Source organism: Bacillus sp. NTK071, from assembly GCF_017303315.1.
Taxonomy (GTDB): domain Bacteria; phylum Bacillota; class Bacilli; order Bacillales; family Guptibacillaceae; genus Guptibacillus.
The window spans coordinates 63707-80299 of record NZ_JAFKOI010000013.1 but is presented as its reverse complement, the minus strand read 5'-3'; the positions used below and the strand labels follow the sequence as shown (position 1 = coordinate 80299).

General features: G+C 39.8%; 17 protein-coding genes. 13 read left to right on the top strand and 4 right to left on the bottom strand.

Going from position 1 to position 16593, the window contains the following annotated elements:
• Positions 1–61: 61 nt before the first annotated feature.
• A complete protein-coding gene (locus JI666_RS16715; protein ID WP_206893938.1) occupies positions 62–421 on the bottom strand; it encodes a Na-translocating system protein MpsC family protein in 360 nt (119 codons plus the stop codon).
• Between the two features lie 154 nt (positions 422–575).
• On the bottom strand, positions 576–1838 hold the full coding sequence (locus JI666_RS16710) for an L-lactate MFS transporter (protein ID WP_206893936.1): 1263 nt from the start codon (positions 1836–1838) through the stop codon (positions 576–578).
• 734 nt (positions 1839–2572) lie between these two features.
• On the opposite strand from JI666_RS16710, the gene JI666_RS16705 reads away from it, so the two are divergent.
• The 4 genes from JI666_RS16705 (at position 2573) to JI666_RS16690 (ending at position 6460) form a co-directional block, all read left to right on the top strand.
• Positions 2573–3460, top strand: a complete 888-nt coding sequence (locus tag JI666_RS16705; protein WP_206893934.1) for a diacylglycerol/lipid kinase family protein — start codon at positions 2573–2575, stop codon at positions 3458–3460.
• A 130-nt stretch (positions 3461–3590) separates the two neighbouring features.
• Positions 3591–4535, top strand: coding sequence for a nucleoside hydrolase (locus JI666_RS16700; protein WP_206893932.1), 945 nt, complete (start codon positions 3591–3593; stop codon positions 4533–4535).
• Positions 4536–4746: 211 nt separating this feature from the next.
• Positions 4747–5355 (top strand): serine/threonine-protein kinase, encoded by a 609-nt coding sequence (locus JI666_RS16695; protein WP_206893930.1) that lies wholly within the window; start codon positions 4747–4749, stop codon positions 5353–5355.
• Between the two features lie 4 nt (positions 5356–5359).
• A complete protein-coding gene (locus JI666_RS16690) occupies positions 5360–6460 on the top strand; it encodes an AI-2E family transporter (protein WP_206893929.1) in 1101 nt (366 codons plus the stop codon).
• A gap of 73 nt (positions 6461–6533) precedes the next feature.
• Here JI666_RS16690 and JI666_RS16685 read toward each other — a convergent pair whose 3' ends face one another.
• The gene (locus tag JI666_RS16685) at positions 6534–7331 is read right to left on the bottom strand and encodes a peptidoglycan-binding protein (protein ID WP_206893927.1); all 798 of its coding nucleotides are present in this window, start codon (positions 7329–7331) and stop codon (positions 6534–6536) included.
• A 233-nt stretch (positions 7332–7564) separates the two neighbouring features.
• Here JI666_RS16685 and JI666_RS16680 point away from each other — a divergent pair, with 233 nt between their 5' ends.
• The 5 genes from JI666_RS16680 (at position 7565) to JI666_RS16660 (ending at position 11163) form a co-directional block, all read left to right on the top strand.
• The gene (locus tag JI666_RS16680; RefSeq protein WP_206893926.1) at positions 7565–7828 is read left to right on the top strand and encodes a hypothetical protein; all 264 of its coding nucleotides are present in this window, start codon (positions 7565–7567) and stop codon (positions 7826–7828) included.
• Positions 7829–7940: 112 nt separating this feature from the next.
• Positions 7941–8603, top strand: coding sequence for a type 1 glutamine amidotransferase domain-containing protein (locus JI666_RS16675; RefSeq protein WP_286170908.1), 663 nt, complete (start codon positions 7941–7943; stop codon positions 8601–8603).
• A gap of 115 nt (positions 8604–8718) precedes the next feature.
• Positions 8719–9672 (top strand): LipP1 family hormone-sensitive lipase, encoded by a 954-nt coding sequence (lipP1, locus tag JI666_RS16670; RefSeq protein ID WP_206893925.1) that lies wholly within the window; start codon positions 8719–8721, stop codon positions 9670–9672.
• 290 nt (positions 9673–9962) lie between these two features.
• Entirely contained in the window at positions 9963–10244 is a 282-nt protein-coding gene (locus JI666_RS16665; protein ID WP_206893919.1) for a hypothetical protein, read from the top strand.
• Between the two features lie 49 nt (positions 10245–10293).
• Positions 10294–11163 (top strand): aldo/keto reductase, encoded by an 870-nt coding sequence (locus JI666_RS16660; RefSeq protein WP_206893916.1) that lies wholly within the window; start codon positions 10294–10296, stop codon positions 11161–11163.
• A 31-nt stretch (positions 11164–11194) separates the two neighbouring features.
• Here the strand turns inward: JI666_RS16660 and JI666_RS16655 are convergent, their stop codons facing one another.
• Positions 11195–11701, bottom strand: coding sequence for a cupin domain-containing protein (locus tag JI666_RS16655; RefSeq protein WP_206893906.1), 507 nt, complete (start codon positions 11699–11701; stop codon positions 11195–11197).
• A gap of 251 nt (positions 11702–11952) precedes the next feature.
• Between JI666_RS16655 and JI666_RS16650 the strand changes: the two genes are divergently transcribed.
• From JI666_RS16650 to treR, 4 genes are all read left to right on the top strand, one after another.
• The gene (locus JI666_RS16650) at positions 11953–12450 is read left to right on the top strand and encodes a PTS sugar transporter subunit IIA (protein WP_206893904.1); all 498 of its coding nucleotides are present in this window, start codon (positions 11953–11955) and stop codon (positions 12448–12450) included.
• Between the two features lie 84 nt (positions 12451–12534).
• Complete coding sequence (gene treP, locus JI666_RS16645; protein ID WP_206893902.1) at positions 12535–13938, top strand: PTS system trehalose-specific EIIBC component; 1404 nt, start codon at positions 12535–12537, stop codon at positions 13936–13938.
• A 215-nt stretch (positions 13939–14153) separates the two neighbouring features.
• Positions 14154–15848 (top strand): alpha,alpha-phosphotrehalase, encoded by a 1695-nt coding sequence (gene treC / locus JI666_RS16640; RefSeq protein WP_206893899.1) that lies wholly within the window; start codon positions 14154–14156, stop codon positions 15846–15848.
• Between the two features lie 4 nt (positions 15849–15852).
• Positions 15853–16569, top strand: a complete 717-nt coding sequence (treR, locus tag JI666_RS16635; RefSeq protein WP_206893898.1) for a trehalose operon repressor — start codon at positions 15853–15855, stop codon at positions 16567–16569.
• The last annotated feature ends 24 nt before the right edge of the window (positions 16570–16593 follow it).

The window sequence follows — 16593 nt, the reverse complement described above, 5'->3', positions numbered from 1 at the left end:
GGAGAATGAATGAACAGCACGGTGGTTGAGTCTTTAGCAGGATCGCTGCCAAGTGCCTAACCTATTTGGAATATTTCTCTTGTATATCGTCATCAAAGACAAAGATTGACATGCCGAAATCGCGGTCAATATCGATGTCTACGAAGAGGTCTACGAATTTACTCCCAAGAAACTCTTCCATTTGTACGGGAGGATTGTTTCGATACATGTCTTTTACCATTTCAGTTCTTGCAGCTCTTAGCATTTGTTTGCCCTCATTAGCACTGGCAATGAACTTCTCAACAGGTGAAAGGTTGCCTTCCATTTCACAGATGGCCCAATTCTTACAAAAGGTTGTTGTAATCTTACTTGGCCCTTTGCCCATGTGCTTTTTTCGAAAAGAACGAACAAGATTGCTGAATTCTGCTTCATACTTATTCATTGCGTCCTACTTCCTTATCGTAAGGCTTTTTCGCGAAAATTTTTGTTGGTTTTTTTATTATATAGTTGTTTCAAAAACAACAATCTTTCAGAAAAAAGCCTATCCTGATGATCTTATCCATACTTTACCACAGGATCGTCACTTTAAAAAGATCTTACGTATTCACATTCGTAGCAGGTTGAAGAGCATTTTCATTCCGCAACCTGCGTATATCTTTCCTGATGATAATTGAGATAATAAGCGCAACGACGAACATCCCAGCAAAGAATGTCAAACTAGCAGCGTAGCTTCCTGTTGTATCCTTCATCCATGCAGCAAACATAGGGCCAACTAATCCTGCAGCAGCCCATGCCGTTAGAATATAACCGTGAATAGCACCGAGTTGTTTTGTCCCGAATAGATCCCCGATGAAGGCTGGAATAGATGCGAAGCCACCTCCATAGCACGTATAGACGATCGCTAGCATGATCTGGAAAAGAATGGCCGTCGACGTATGTGGTAGAAGAGCAAACAGGCCAATTTGTAGAACAAAAAATGTCGTATACGTATTTGGTCGACCAATATAGTCTGAGACTGAAGCCCAACCAATTCTTCCAAGTCCATTAAAGATACCTAGTACGCCAACTAATGCAGCGGCTTCTGCAGTAGATATTCCTATGCTTTCTTGTGCAAGAGGTTTAGCAGCTGACAAAATCGCAATGCCACATGTCACATTAATAAAGAGCATGAGCCATAAGAAGTAGAATCGTGTTGTTTTAATCGCTTCATTTGCTGTTAGTTGAGAAAGATCACCCTTCATTTTTGATTTCTTCTGCTTTTCATCAAAGCCTTCAGGCATCCAGCCTTCAGGTGGCTTCTCTAAATAGAGGGAAGAGGCAATCATAATGATGAAATAACTTGCTCCTAGAATATAAAACGTATTGGCAGTTCCGACTGATTTAATTAAACTGTCCATCACAGGACTTGCGATTGCTGCAGCAAATCCAAAGCCCATGATCGCGAGTCCAGTTGCTAAGCCGCGACGGTCGGGAAACCACTTAACAAGTGTTGATACAGGAGCGATGTAACCGACTCCAAGTCCTATCCCACCGAAGGCTCCGTAGAATAGATAGAGTAGTGGTAATGATCCCATAGTTACTGCAAGTCCTGAACCTAGGATTCCAACTCCGAAAAAGCTTGCAGCCAGAAGCCCTGATTTCTTAGGTCCATATTTCTCTACGAAATGTCCCATAAAAGCAGCTGATAATCCAAGAAAGAGAATGGCTAGACTGAATGTAAACTGAACTTGCTTTGCAGACCATCCAAACTCGTTAATTAATGGGTCGGTAAAATTACTCCATGCATAAACGGAACCAATCGAAATATGTATTCCTACTGCAGATGCTGCGATTAGCCATCTGTTTTTCACCTTGCTCATCCACTTCATCCCCTTTAGTTCTTTACCATGATAACGATGTGAATAAAATAAAAAACTGTCTATCTACCAGTTTAGAGAATAGAAATCCTCTAATAGGAGATCGACAGTTAGTCGTTAGCAGGTTACGCTACTATACAAACCAACAGTTAATCGCTTTCAAAATAGTGTAGCTCTTCGGACCGATGACAGGGTCGCTATCTCGTGTCGAAAAATGTTACACAATTATGAACTTTTCTAAATAATAGCATAAACTGTCATTTTATATCAATAGAGAAACTCTTTGGAATATTATATTAATCAAAATCATTTACACAAGACCTGCTAATAGATCATTTAGAAGCTCTTTTCATCATCCATCTCTGAATAATGTAAGCTAGGCAAGCAGAGATTGAAATCACAATGATAGTAGTAAGAAAAGAATTCTCAGCAGTTGTATAATCACCAACATGCGAATAGGACTTTTTATTAAAGAACAATGTGTAAGAGAGTCCTGATATAAATTGTAAGAAGAAAAATAGAATGATAAAACTTATAGAGAAATAGAGATGTTTTTTCAAAGGTTCTAATCCTTTCTGTTTAAATCGACTGTTGTTTACCACTTAATGTGTTCGTATTCGTCCTTCATTTCTCGGGTGGATCAGCTAAGTAAGAGCCAAAACTGTTTCGAGAAATTAAAAGAAGGGAATGAATGAATCGGAATACATAATGATGAAGGTCTAAAGGAGGGCTTGTCATTGAAGCGAGCGATGCTGATTATTAATCCATCTTCTGGTAAAGAAAAGGCTAAGGATTTTGAGGATGATGCAGTAGCCATTCTTGAACAAAATCATGTTGATGTGAATGTTAAATACACTGAAAAAGAAGGGGACGCTGTTCGATTTGCAAGAGCTGCTTGTGAAAATCACTTTAATACGCTTGTAGCAATGGGAGGTGATGGCACGATTAATGAAGCCGTTAACGGCCTTGCAATGGAAACAGAACGGCCAAATTTTGGATTTATTCCACTTGGTACGGTTAACGACTTTGCAAGGGCTCTAGGCATTCCTATGCAGCCCAAAAAAGCGCTCCAAGTTCTCAGTCAGCAGCATACAAAGCCGGTCGACATTGGTCAAATTAACGATCGCTATTTCATGAATGTTCTTGCCGTTGGAGCTATAGCGGAAGCTGTGTATGACGTTAGTCCAGAACAAAAATCAAGGTTCGGACCACTTGCTTATTTAATTGAAGGTGCGAAAGCTCTAAAAGACAAAACACCCTTTGATTTAAACATAACGTATGATGGAAAGGTATGGGAAGGAAAAGCTTATATCATGCTTGTGGCGTTAACAAATTCTGTTGGAGGAATTGAATCATTCGCTCAGCATGCTGAAGTAAATGATGGTTATTTCCATGTGTTTATTTTAAGAGAGTTCTCCCTTCCGCAAGTATTTAAAATTATACCTGATCTATTAAGTGGTAAATTGCAGAACAATGGACAAATAGAATATTTTGCAGCATCTAGCCTTAAAGTCGAATCACAACAAGAACTAGTTGTGAATATAGATGGTGATGAGGGGGTTCATCTTCCTTTTGAGGCGCAGGTCTTGCATAACGAACTAAATATATTTGTTCCAGAAGAGTAGAGAATATGTACTCTTCTTTTTTTACATATTTTTCTCTATTTTAAGGTGATGAAGAATGTTCATTCTTCTAAATTTAGAAGGAATGAATATGTTTATCAGTATAAACATGATGAGAATTGAGGTGTAGAAGTTGGTAAGAAAGGTACTCTTCTTTGGGGATGTCGGGATTGATGACACGGTTGCTCTTATATATGCTTATTTGTCGAAGAACATTGAAGTTATAGGTATTGTAGCTTCTTACGGAAATGTATCAAAGGAACAGACGACTCGAAATGTCCGTTACTTACTTGAGAAAGTAGGAAGAACAGATATCCCGGTCATGGGTGGAGCTGAGAAGCCTATGACAGGAGAGGTTCCCGTTTTCTATCCAGATGTTCATGGACCAGAGGGATTAGGACCAATTTCGCCACCTCCTACCGATGCCCTTGCGCTAGAGAATTTCTTCGAAGTTATAGGAATAATTGAAAAATACTCAGATCTTGTGATTGTCAATGTTGGTAGAATGACTTCTCTTGCTACACTGTTTCTACTCTATCCCGATACGATGAAGTCAATTAACTCGTACTACATCATGGGGGGAGCGTTTAACGTACCAGGTAATGTAACGCCTAGTGCTGAAGCCAATTTCTATGCTGATCCTGTTGCAGCTAACATTGTAATGAAATATGCAGAGAATGTTTTTCTCTATCCGTTGAATGTAACGCAAAATGCGATCGTTACGCCAGGAATGGTGAACTATGTAAATAGAAAAGACAGAACTCAGTTATTGAAGCCGCTACTTGATTACTATTATGAGGAATTCTACAAGAAAAAGGTGCCTGGCATTGAAGGCGCTCCTGTTCATGATGCCCTAACAATGATGGGAGTAGGAGAGGGCAAGATGTGTGAATTCTATCGTACAGCTGTAGCTGTAGAAATTACAGGTGAAGCACGTGGGCTGAGCATCGGAGACTTCAGAAAAACGTTTGAGCCTCATGATTTCGATGGAAGACCAATCCATTCTGTAGCGATATCGCTAGATTATTTATCTTTTTACAAATCGTTTATGGGCACAATGAGTGGCGAAGTATTCTAATGAAATGAAACATCTTATGCTCTTTCTTCGTACAGGATTAATATGAAACTTTTCTAATGGCCGATTAACAAGTTTGCTATTCGGCCAGTTTTATTCTTAGGGACAAGCACGTGCTGTATATATGGACATTCCTATCCTTGGTTGAGTGAAGTATACTTATATAAAGTAAGTAGTGCACATGTATGATTGTTTATGAAGAGGGTGCTCGGATGTGAATGATATAGCTGAGATAGTTAAGCGTATTATCATTAAAGGGGAAACAGTTGTTTCGAAACCAGATGAGCTTGTTATTGTTGGGAGAGGAAGAAGTGCAGTCGTATTTAAGCTACCTGTTGAAAACAAGGTGCTGAAGGTATTCTATCCAAAGTATGTTCACCTTGCAGCGCAGGAAGCGTCGATCTACCATGAACTTGATAATACGAACTATTACCCTATCCTTTATGAAGAAGGAGCGGGGTACCTCGTTCTTGAATATTTAGAAGGTATAACACTCTATGAATGCTTAAGACAAGGATATGTAATTAGGGAAGAGATAATTAAGGAAGTAGATCAAGCGCTTGATTACGCTCGTCAGAAAGACTTAAATCCATCTGATACCCATCTACAAAATGTTATGCTTCTTTGGAACGGAGAAGTGAGAGTCATTGATGTGGTTCGTTTTCGGCAATCTACCAACTGTACACACTGGGATGATTTGAAATTAGTCTACTACGCCTATTATCAACGCAGTTATTTCCCAAAAAAATATCCGAAATGGGTGTTAGAGACAATCATTCGTCTCTATCGGCATGGTTATATACGTATCAAAAAAAGGATGTGATTTCATGCAGCAATCTCGATTATTTCGCTTTTTCGTCTGGCTGCTTCTCATTTTCACAGTCATATGGGTAGGTAGTAGAATCGACTTCATTTTTCGACCGCTTGTGATTTTAGTAACCACACTTGCGTTCCCTATCATTGCGGCGGGTGTTTTCTACTATATTCTACGACCAGTTATCGCGCTACTAGAAAAATGGAAGATTCCTCGTCCGGTTGGAATCCTATTCGTTTACTTGGCGCTTGCAGGGGGGATGACAGGTCTTGTGATTAGTATTGGTCCTGTTCTTATTGAACAGTTTAATAGCCTTGTCAAAGGAGCACCAACCCTCATCTCAGATCTTCAGAAAGCAATCAATGAGTGGGAAAGTAACCCCTACATAGCTAGGCTTCTTCAAAGTAATATGGTAGATATTAATGATTTAACGGATCGTATTTCTGGTTCAATCGGTGAAATTAGCTCGTCATTCGGAAATTACATCTTCTCAATTCTCAATGTTGTAACAAACGTACTCATCGGAATTGTTCTACTTCCATTTATCCTGTTTTTCATGTTGAAAGATGGAAAGAAATTGATGCCATCCTTATTAAGGGTTGTGCCAAAAGAACACAGAGAAGAAGGCGCGAAGATACTAGAAGATATGGATGATGCACTTAGTGGATTTATTCAGGGGCAGCTCATTGTTAGTTTGTTTATTGGAACATTCGTCTACATCTGGTACGTGATTATCGATTTGGATTATGCTTTGATTCTTGCATTGATCGCGTTGTTTCTTAATGTTGTGCCGTTTATTGGTCCTATTATTGGAACAGCACCGGGCGTAATCGTTGGACTTATTCAATCACCACTTACTGCCCTTTGGGTTGTACTCGGCGTCATTGTTATTCAACAGATTGAAAGTAATCTTGTTTCACCACTCGTAATGGGAAAGAAACTAGATATCCATCCTCTTACTATCATTTTATTGTTACTAGTGGCTAGTAGTCTGGCAGGCTTTCTTGGATTAATCCTTGCCATTCCAACATATGCAGTTCTAAAAGTCATTTTCACTCACACGTATCGATTAATTAAATTGCAACAGCACGGGAAGCATTCCACGAGAAGCTAGAGTGATCAAAGAAGGACAGGCTCCTCAATAAAGAGGACCTGTCCTTTCTAATTCACTATTTAAAGTAGTATTACTACTCAATGACTTTAATTGATACGTCTTTTCTTCCCCAATTCATTGCATCATCATGGTCGGAAACAAATACATCAATTCGATCTCCATCAATAGCACCACCGATGTCTGCAGCAATGGCAACACCGTATCCTTCTACTTCAACAAGCGAGCCAAGTGGAATAACGTCAGGATCCACGGCAATGACTTTTGCATCTGGATAGGTCTTTAAATCAATTCCCATCTTTGTGACACCTGAGCACCCATCACAATCTGCAGTATATGCGGTGCTTTCAACAGTTAATTCTTTCCCAGCTGCTGACTTATGTGAAGCTTTGCGGTCTAATGCTCTACGTGTACCCGGACCCGCAATGCCGTCAACTTCCAGGTTGTTGTCGCGCTGAAATTTCTCGACTGCCCGCACTGTTCCAGATCCATAAATACCGTCCATCGATACGTTATAATTTGTTTGTTCTAACTGACTCTGGATATGTATAACTTGCTTACCAATATCACCTTGACGTAACACTTTAATCTTTTGGTTTGTTTCAGATCCAGCAATCCCGTCCTCTTTAAGATTTCTTGAGCGCTGGAAGTTTTTAACGGCTTTCTCTGTAATATCTCCATAATAGCCAGTAGCTGTATGATATGGAAAAACACCTTTTGTCATTAGGTAGTCCTGTAATTCAGAAACATCTGAGCCCTGATCACCTTCCTGTAGTGTTCGATTTCCAAATTCTGCTGATGCAAATGTTGGTGTAGCAACAACGATGATGCTTGCTAACAGAAACATTGTCATCGATCTTATGTTTCGGATCATGTTAATTCCTCCCCGTTTTAATGCTTTACACACGTGAAAGCTTTCGGGGGGAAATCATACTATCCGTCGTCAAAGCTTGAAATCACAACCATGTATTCATGATATGACCAAATTATGGGTGTGAATGAGAGACTTATCTCCTTATTTATCAAACAACCTACAAAAAGAAGATTGACTCCAGTTCAAGTGAATTAGAGAATAGAAGGTGCATTGTCAGGAAGGAGATTCAATAAATGAAACAATTAGAACGGAAATGGATTCACATCATCAACGTTATCTTGGGCGTTATTATTGTGCCATACTCAATTCTAGAGCTTGTAGGTGTACTTCTGTTAAATGATAACTACTTGTATGCTCTCGTTCCGATCGGATTATTACTATTGTGGTTATTAATGTACATCGTGCAATTGAAGACTCAGAAAACGGTTCTTGTTATGAGTGCAGTGTTTATAAACATTTTCTATCTCTTTTTCATCATTCCCAAGTTGCTATACTGAAATATTTTTTCCTCGATGTAGAATTTAATGCATACTTTTTTGTACATCGGGTATTGTACTAAAGTGGTCATGATGAACTACAGTATAATGAAGATAAAGGAGAGGAATTCAATTGACTAAAGTATTAATGGTTGTAACAAATCATACAGAAATCGATTCAGAGCATAAGACAGGCCTCTGGCTAGAAGAGTTCGCTGTTCCTTATAACATCTTCAAGGAAAAAGGTTACGATATTAAAGTCACTTCAATCCAAGGTGGAGAAGTGGAACTTGATCCAAATAGTATTCCAGAAGAAGACCCGAAAGAATGGGAAGATGCTCAGAACCAACTTAAGAATACAACGAAGGTAACAAAAGAAGATGCAAACAACTTTGATGTTGTCTTCCTACCAGGTGGTCACGGCACAATGTTTGACTTCCCTGATAGCGAAGTTTTACAACACATCCTTCAAGAGCAAGCAGAAGCTGATAAAATTATCGGATCTGTTTGTCACGGTCCAGCTGGACTTGTTAACGTAACGTATAAAGATGGTACGCCACTAGTAAAAGGTAAGAAAGTAAGTGCATTTACAGACTCTGAAGAACGCGAAATGGGTCTAGTAGAACAAATGCCATTCCTACTTGAAACGAAGCTTCGTGAAAAAGGTGCAAACTTCGAATTAGCTGATAACTGGTCAGTATTTTCCGTTCGTGACGGTAACTTGATTACAGGACAGAACCCTCAATCAAGTGAAAGTGCTGCTAACAAAATCATTGAAGTAATCGAAGGAAAGTAAGAAAAAAGTAGCAGACCCTAAGCGGTCTGCTTTTTTTCTATCTAAGGTCCAACAAGGAACTTGGATACCAGGTGTAGAAAGAAAGAAGAGTATTAGAGTAGAAGGAGGTTCATAAATGCCAGTATACGAATCGATTCAATGGCTTTTGCAATCACAACAAAATAAGCCACCTCTCTATAACCTAGCTCTCGATGAAGCGCGAAAGAAATTTAATGAGGGTGCGTCTATAATGGCGGGCCGAGGAGAACCTGTAGCTAAGGTCGTCGATCGGATTATTCACCTCGAGAAGAATGAATTAAACGTCAGATGCTATTATCCGACTTCTATTACTAAAGACGAGACCTTACCTGCCTTCGTTTTCTATCATGGCGGGGGCTTTGTCTACGGCAACATCGAAACACATGATGTGTTTTGCAGATTGTTATCGAATCGCTCAAAATGCGTGGTCATTTCTGTTAATTATCGTCTTGCACCTGAGCACAAATTTCCGAAAGCTACCGAAGATGCTTACCAAGCTATCCTTTGGGCATATGAACATGCAGAAGAATTAGGAATTAATAAAACACGTATAGCAGTTGGTGGTGACAGTGCAGGTGGTAACCTTGCAGCCGTTACAGCGATTAAGGCTTTGGAGAATGGAGGTCCATTGATCGCATATCAACTGTTAATTTATCCAGTAGTGGATAGTACGAAAACCTATCCCTCTTATAAAGAAAATAGTGATGGTTACTTTTTAACCGCAGCAGAAATGAAATGGTTCCACGAACAATATGTAGATAAGACGATTGATCCATTTCATCCTCACTTGTCTCCTCTTCATTCAATGCATCTAGGTGATCTTCCTCCTACTCATATTGTTACAGCTCAATATGACCCTCTACGTGATGAGGGGGAAGCCTATGCTGAACAAATCAGTCAAGCAGGGGGTACAGTCACTGTTAAGCGATATGATAGAATGGTACACGGATTTATCAGTATGACAGGTATTGTCCCGGAAGCTTATTCAGCAGTGGAGGAGCTTGGTGAGGAATTAAGAAAGGCGTTATATGAGGGTGCGGTGGTGAAGTAGGTTTGGGGTAAGGGGATGCTTCTGCTTTAGACATCCAGCTGCAGTGGCCAGACCCTCTGTCACTTCACCCTATAACTCGAACACAAAGAACGTGTTCAATTTATAGTGTTCCAGTGCCTGACGGGTCTAACCGGCCACTTCCGCTTTAGACATCTAGCTGCAGTGGGCAGGTCCTCGAGTCGCTTCAGGATTTCATCCGAACACAAAAACCCGTGTTCAAATGAAATCCTTCCAGCGCTTGTCGGACCTAAACGCCCACTTCCGCTTTAGAAGAAAGGATTTGTGATTTTTTGGATATTATTTTTACTCAGCCGTTTGTTGTTGTTGAACGTAAGATGGGGCGAACTGGGCAAAGGACGATTGAGGAGGAGCATGCGATAGAGTTATATGAGGATCGTATTCGAGCGGGGCAGGAGGATTTTGCACTTCAGGATGTTTTTGATGTGTCATATCGTTTTACTTCTGAACTTTATGGGTTTTTGTATCTTCATACGAATCGTGGCGTTGTTTCTTATATGATAAAGAAGGATCCAAGTGTATTCGTTCTCGAATACAAGAAGTTGGTTCATTAGTCGTGTTTGCTTAAGAGGATTCGATTGTATACCTAAAGGAGGCTAGATTATGGGCATTGGTAAACGTGTGACTCTTTCGAATGGTGTGAAAATGCCATATCTTGGTTTTGGTGTTTTCAAGCTAGGAGATGGTGAGGAAACGACGAATGCTGTAAAAATTGCGCTTGAAACCGGTTATCGTGGAATTGATACAGCCTCTTATTATGGAAATGAAGAATCTGTTGGACGTGCTATTAAGGAATCAGGTATTCAAAGAGAGGATCTCTTTATTACTTCGAAAGTATGGAACGATGAACAAGGCTACAATGCGACTCTTAGAGCGTTTGAACGTTCACTTGAGCGTCTCGAAACGGACTATCTTGATTTGTATTTAATTCATTGGCCAGTGCCTGGTTTGTATACTGAAACGTGGCAGGCGCTAGAAAAGCTCTATCACGAAGGGAAAGTATGCGCGGTTGGGGTTAGTAACTTTGAACCTCACCATCTTGAAGCGATTTCTAAAATTTCCAGTGTTAAACCAGTGATTAACCAGATTGAGTTTCATCCCGAGTTGCTTCAAGGAGAAGTTCGTGATTATTGCTTATCAAAGGGTATCCAGGTAGAAGCATGGTCTCCTTTGAAACGCGGGCAAGTGCTAAATGAACCGGTTATTCAAGCTATTGGTAAGCAATATGGTAAGACGCCAGCCCAGGTAGTACTTCGTTGGTGTCTTCAACATGATATTGTTCTTAATGTGAAATCTGCTAATAAAGAGCGCATTAAAGAGAACGCCGATTTGTTCGATTTTGAACTAACCAAGGAAGACATGGTTTCAATTGATTCTTTACATGCTGATAATCGTATTGCACATCATCCAGATAACTTGGACTTCTATGAAAAGACAGTTCCAGGGTTTAAGAAATCCCAATACTCCTCTTGAAAAGACGCCAATTGGCGTCTTTTTTTGTAATCTAAATTAAATTCGACCATAGTTCAATTAAGTAGCCATTTCGTCCTTCTAGGGGGTCAGTGGAAGGTAGGGGCACATGTTGGATGTTTTCAAGGACTTCAGGTCTTTCTTCCTTTTTTCCTGTTTTTAAATCGTGTGGCATTCCATTAGGATAAGCTCCGACGACTTTAAAATTATTTGATCCATGCTCTTTCTTATGACCAACACCAGCAGGAATGACAACGACATCGCCTTTTTCCACTTCAATGGTTTCCCCATTTTCACCTCCGAACGTAATAGAGGCAGTTCCACTAATAACACCAAGGACTTCATGTGTATTGCTGTGATAATGATGGTAATGAAATACCCCGTTTTCCCATGAATTTGTCCAATTGTTTTGTTTAAATAATTTGGCACAGGAATCGATTTGATCCTCAAGGCTTTTCCGATAGAGAACTAGAGGTAGATCATTATTCGGTATGCGACCGTTATCCGAGAAATAGAGCGTCTCCACATTTTGTTTATTCATCAGTAACTCCTCCCTTTGTTTTTCATTAGTAGACGTATTGGAAGTATATTAAACCTTACTTAGTTTACCGACAGCGGATACGGGAAAAGCTTTATTGTCAGTTAAAGCCTATCTTCCCCCTAGAAATTTATTATCTTAAGGTAAGCTTTTCAGTTGACTAACTTGTCTATACAAGATAAACTGCAATTGTAAGTGAAACTTGTCTATACAAGATAGATATAAATGAAAGCGGTTGAAAGGAGAATGTTTACATGTTGAAAAAACTTTTTGGAAAAAAAGAAAAGTCTCTAGATGAGGTTATTTACGCTCCTCTAAACGGTAAAGTAGTTGAGCTTGAAACAGTACCCGATCCAACATTTTCTCAGAAAATGATGGGAGATGGCGTTGCCATTGAGCCAACGGATGGGAAAGTTGTCTCACCTGTAAATGGTAAAGTCATTCAATTCTTCCATACGAAGCATGCTGTTGGTATTGAATCTGAATCAGGCCTTGAAATTCTCATCCATGTTGGTCTTGAAACAGTAGGTATGGGTGGCGAAGGCTTTGAAGGTCATGTGAAAGAAGGCGACAAAGTTAAAGTCGGCGATCCGTTGATTACAGTTGATCTTGATCTTGTTAAAGAAAAAGCTTCTAGTACAATTACGCCTGTTATCATTACGAACGCTGACGTATTAGAAACTGTGGACAAAAAGTACTCAGATGGTGCTACGAATGAAACTGAAATAATGACTACCAAAGTTAAAAGCTAAAACATTTTTTACAACCAGATAACCCTGTCATAACGGGAGAGTTATCTGGTTGAAATTACATTTCTTTCTAAGGGGGAAGGAAACATGGCGATTAATCGGCAATCAGTCGAAGGTATTGTAGAAGCAATTGGCGGGAAAGAAAATATATCTACCGCAACACATTGCGTCACTCGTCTTCGTCTTGTTTTACATGACGAAAGTAAAGTCGATACAAAAGCTCTTGAAAACAATGAGCTTGTAAAAGGTTCGTTCTCTGCAAATGGACAATTTCAGATTGTAATTGGTCAGGGCACAGTTGATAAAGTATACAAAATTTTTGCAGAGATTACAGAAATTGAAAGCGCGTCCAAGCAGGATGTAAAAGATGCTGCTGCTAGTAAACAAAACTTCTTGCAGCGTGGAGTAAAAACGTTAGCGGATATCTTTATACCGATTCTCCCTGCTATCGTAACGGCTGGTTTGCTGCTCGGGATTAATAATATTCTCACAGGGCCAGATATTTTCTTTAGTGACCCACTCGTAGAAGTATATCCACAGTGGGCAGATCTTGCGAGTATTATTAACCTGATCGCAAATACTGCATTCGTGTTCCTGCCAGGTTTAATCGGGTGGTCAGCTGCCAAACAGTTTGGTGGAAGTCCATTGCTTGGTATTGTTCTCGGTCTTATCCTTGTTCACCCTGACTTATTGAATGCGTGGGCATATGGACAAGCTGATGATATTCCTACATGGAATTTATTCGGACTTGAAATAGAGAAAATTGGGTACCAGGGTCAAGTATTACCTGTACTCGTTTCAGCTTATATACTTGCCAAAATTGAAACATTCCTCAATAAACGAATACCAGATTCAATTCAAATGTTGATTGTGGCTCCCGTTGCCCTTCTTGTAACTGGATTTCTTGCTTTCACAATCATTGGACCAGTTACATTCTGGATTGCTAATCTCTTAACAGATGGGTTAATTGGGCTATTTAACTTTGCACCTGCGATCGGTGGACTTGTTTACGGAGCACTTTATGCGCCTCTTGTTATTACAGGTATGCACCATACGTTCCTTGCAGTCGACCTGCAGTTAATTGGTAGTACAGGTAGCACATTCTTATGGCCAATGCTTGCACTTTCTAACATTGCACAAGGTGCCGCTGCACTTGCGATGATCTTAATTACACGCAATGAGAAAACGAAAGGTCTTGCTGGTACGTCAGCAGTTTCTGCTTTTCTAGGTGTTACAGAGCCTGCGTTGTTCGGTGTTAACTTACGCTTTAAGTTTCCATTCTTTGCAGCGATTATAGGTTCTGCTATTGCTGGTCTAGTCATTACAGTAAGCGGAGTGGAAGCTGCTTCGATCGGTGTAGGCGGAATCCCTGGGTTCCTTTCTATTTTCAAAGAATACTGGGGTGCTTTCTTTACAGGTATGGCGATTGTTCTAGTCGTTCCATTTGTATTAACATTCCTGTATGGGAAAGTTAGAAAAGTAAGCGAGTAATGAAACAAAGCGGTATCATCAGGAATTAAACCACTAGTTGGTTCCGGTGGTATCGTCTTTGTTTTGTATAGAAACCACACTTCGCTAATTGGAGCGGGAGGAGGCTCACCGCCCCGCGGAAAGCGAGCATACTGGAGCGGAAAGCAACACAACATTAGTATCTAACGTTACGAAAAACAGCTTATTAATACGTAGTGAATAGGGAGTTGAAGAATATGCAGCAACAACCATGGTGGAAAAAATCAGTCGTTTATCAAATCTACCCAAAGAGTTTTAATGATACAACGGGAAATGGAACAGGTGATATCCAAGGGATTATTGAAAAGCTTGATTATCTAAAGGATCTTGGAGTAGACGTTGTTTGGTTAACCCCAATCTATGATTCACCACAAAATGATAACGGATATGATATAAGAGACTACTTCAGTATATATGAGGAATATGGAACAATGGATGATTTCGATCGCTTGTTGAAAGAAGCTCATTCACGAGACATTAAAATTATTATGGATATTGTGGTGAATCATACCTCAACAGAGCATCAGTGGTTTGTGGAATCGCGTAAGTCGAAAGATAACCCTTATCGTGACTATTACATTTGGAAAGACGGTGTGAATGGAGAGGAGCCTACCAACTGGCAGTCTAAGTTTGGCGGGAACGCTTGGCAGTTTGACAATCAAACTGGACAATACTATCTGCATTTATTTGATGTAACGCAAGCTGATTTAAACTGGGAGAATGAAAAGGTACGCGATGAAGTATATGAGATGATGAAATTCTGGTTTGATAAAGGAGTAGATGGCTTTAGACTAGATGTTATTAACCTTATCTCAAAGAATCAAGATTTCCCAAATGATGACGGATCAGTTGCACCTGGCGATGGGCGAAAGTTCTATACTGATGGCCCACGTGTGCATGAATACATGAACGAAATGAATCGCAATGTGTTTATGAAGTACAATAGTATGACAGTAGGTGAGATGTCTTCTACAACAATTGAAGACTGTATTAAATACTCTAATCCTGAGCGTAATGAGCTTAGCATGACGTTTAATTTTCATCATTTAAAAGTGGATTATCCAAATGGAGAGAAATGGTCCGTTGCGGATTTTGATTTCCTTAAGCTGAAAGATATTCTATCTACCTGGCAGAAAGAAATGTATGAGGGTGGGGGTTGGAATGCTCTATTCTGGTGTAACCATGACCAGCCAAGAATTGTCTCACGGTATGGAAATGATGGGGATTATAGACGAGAATCGGCCAAAATGCTTGCCACAACGATGCATATGATGCAGGGAACACCTTACATTTATCAAGGTGAAGAAATTGGGATGACAAATCCTAAATTTGATGCTATTTCTTCTTATCGTGATGTTGAGTCACTTAATATCTTCTCGATTTTGAAAGAAGAGAAGGGTTATACTGAAGAAGAAGTTCTCGAAATTCTACGTCATAAATCACGAGATAATTCAAGAACTCCTGTCCAATGGAGTTCAGAAGATCAAGCTGGCTTTACATCAGGTGAACCATGGATTCCTGTAGCCAAGAATTATGAAGATATTAACGTTGAAGATACGTTGAAGGAAAAACATTCAGTGTTTGAGCATTATCAGAATTTAATCTCACTTAGAAAAAATGTTGATCTCATTACGTACGGTGATTATGAGCTTCTTCTTCCTGAAGATCCTCAGCTTTTCACTTATCTTCGTAATGGACAAGATGAAAAACTACTGGTCATTAATAATTTCTATGAGCATGAAGCAACGTTTGAACTTCCGTCTCATGTTGACGTAGATGGTTATCATAGCAAGGTTCTTCTTTCCAATTATGAAGATAGTGAAGCATCATTTAAACGAATTACGTTACGTCCTTATGAGTCAATTGTTTATCATCTAACACAGGCAAGGTGATTCTATGAAACAAACAAAGTATCAGCAAATATACAATGAGCTCTCATCTAGTATTCGAGATGGTACGTATAAGCCCAATAGCAAGTTACCGTCAGAGCATGAGCTTGCTGATTCGTTCGGTACGTCTCGGGAGACGATACGTAAAGCACTCAATTTGCTATCTCAGAATGGCATGATTCAGAAGATTAAAGCTCGAGGGTCTGTCGTGCTTGATCTTAACCGATATGAGTTTCCTGTATCAGGTCTTGTGAGCTTTAAAGAAATTTCTGAGAAGATGAATCGCTCTTCACGTACCATTGTTCATGACCTTGAGAAAAAGCTCCCCTCAAAGTGGGTAAAAGAGCAGCTCGATTTGTCTGACGATGCGCTTGTCTGGCACGTTGTGCGTGCGCGTGAAATCGATGGTGAGAAAATCATCCTTGATCGCGATTATTTTCCGAGTGAATATGTTCCTAAGCTAACCAGATCAATTTGTGAGAATTCTATCTATGATTATCTCGAGAACGATATGGGGTTAACGGTTAGCTATGCGAAGAAGGAAATTGTCGTGGAAGAGGCAGATGAAGATGACTTTCGGTACCTTGACTTAAAGGAGTACAAGCATGTTGTCGTTGTTAGAAATTACGTGTATTTGAATGATACTACGTTAATCGAGTATACTGAGTCTCGTCATCGTTTAGATAAATTCAGATTCGTTGATTTTGCAAGACGTGAGAAGTAGTAATACTATTAGAATGAGCCACTT

Excerpts from the sequence above, each read along its gene's own strand:
- treC (WP_206893899.1), top strand. The coding sequence starts at position 14,154 with ATGCAGCAACAACCATGGTGGAAAAAATCAGTCGTTTATCAAATCTAC.
- JI666_RS16680 (WP_206893926.1), top strand. The coding sequence starts at position 7,565 with ATGAAACAATTAGAACGGAAATGGATTCACATCATCAACGTTATCTTG.
- treP (WP_206893902.1), top strand. The coding sequence starts at position 12,535 with ATGGCGATTAATCGGCAATCAGTCGAAGGTATTGTAGAAGCAATTGGC.
- JI666_RS16660 (WP_206893916.1), top strand. The coding sequence starts at position 10,294 with ATGGGCATTGGTAAACGTGTGACTCTTTCGAATGGTGTGAAAATGCCA.
- lipP1 (WP_206893925.1), top strand. The coding sequence starts at position 8,719 with ATGCCAGTATACGAATCGATTCAATGGCTTTTGCAATCACAACAAAAT.
- JI666_RS16690 (WP_206893929.1), top strand. The coding sequence starts at position 5,360 with ATGCAGCAATCTCGATTATTTCGCTTTTTCGTCTGGCTGCTTCTCATT.
- treR (WP_206893898.1), top strand. The coding sequence starts at position 15,853 with ATGAAACAAACAAAGTATCAGCAAATATACAATGAGCTCTCATCTAGT.
- JI666_RS16715 (WP_206893938.1), bottom strand. The coding sequence starts at position 421 with ATGAATAAGTATGAAGCAGAATTCAGCAATCTTGTTCGTTCTTTTCGA.
- JI666_RS16650 (WP_206893904.1), top strand. The coding sequence starts at position 11,953 with ATGTTGAAAAAACTTTTTGGAAAAAAAGAAAAGTCTCTAGATGAGGTT.
- JI666_RS16655 (WP_206893906.1), bottom strand. The coding sequence starts at position 11,701 with ATGAATAAACAAAATGTGGAGACGCTCTATTTCTCGGATAACGGTCGC.
- JI666_RS16685 (WP_206893927.1), bottom strand. The coding sequence starts at position 7,331 with ATGATCCGAAACATAAGATCGATGACAATGTTTCTGTTAGCAAGCATC.
- JI666_RS16710 (WP_206893936.1), bottom strand. The coding sequence starts at position 1,838 with ATGAGCAAGGTGAAAAACAGATGGCTAATCGCAGCATCTGCAGTAGGA.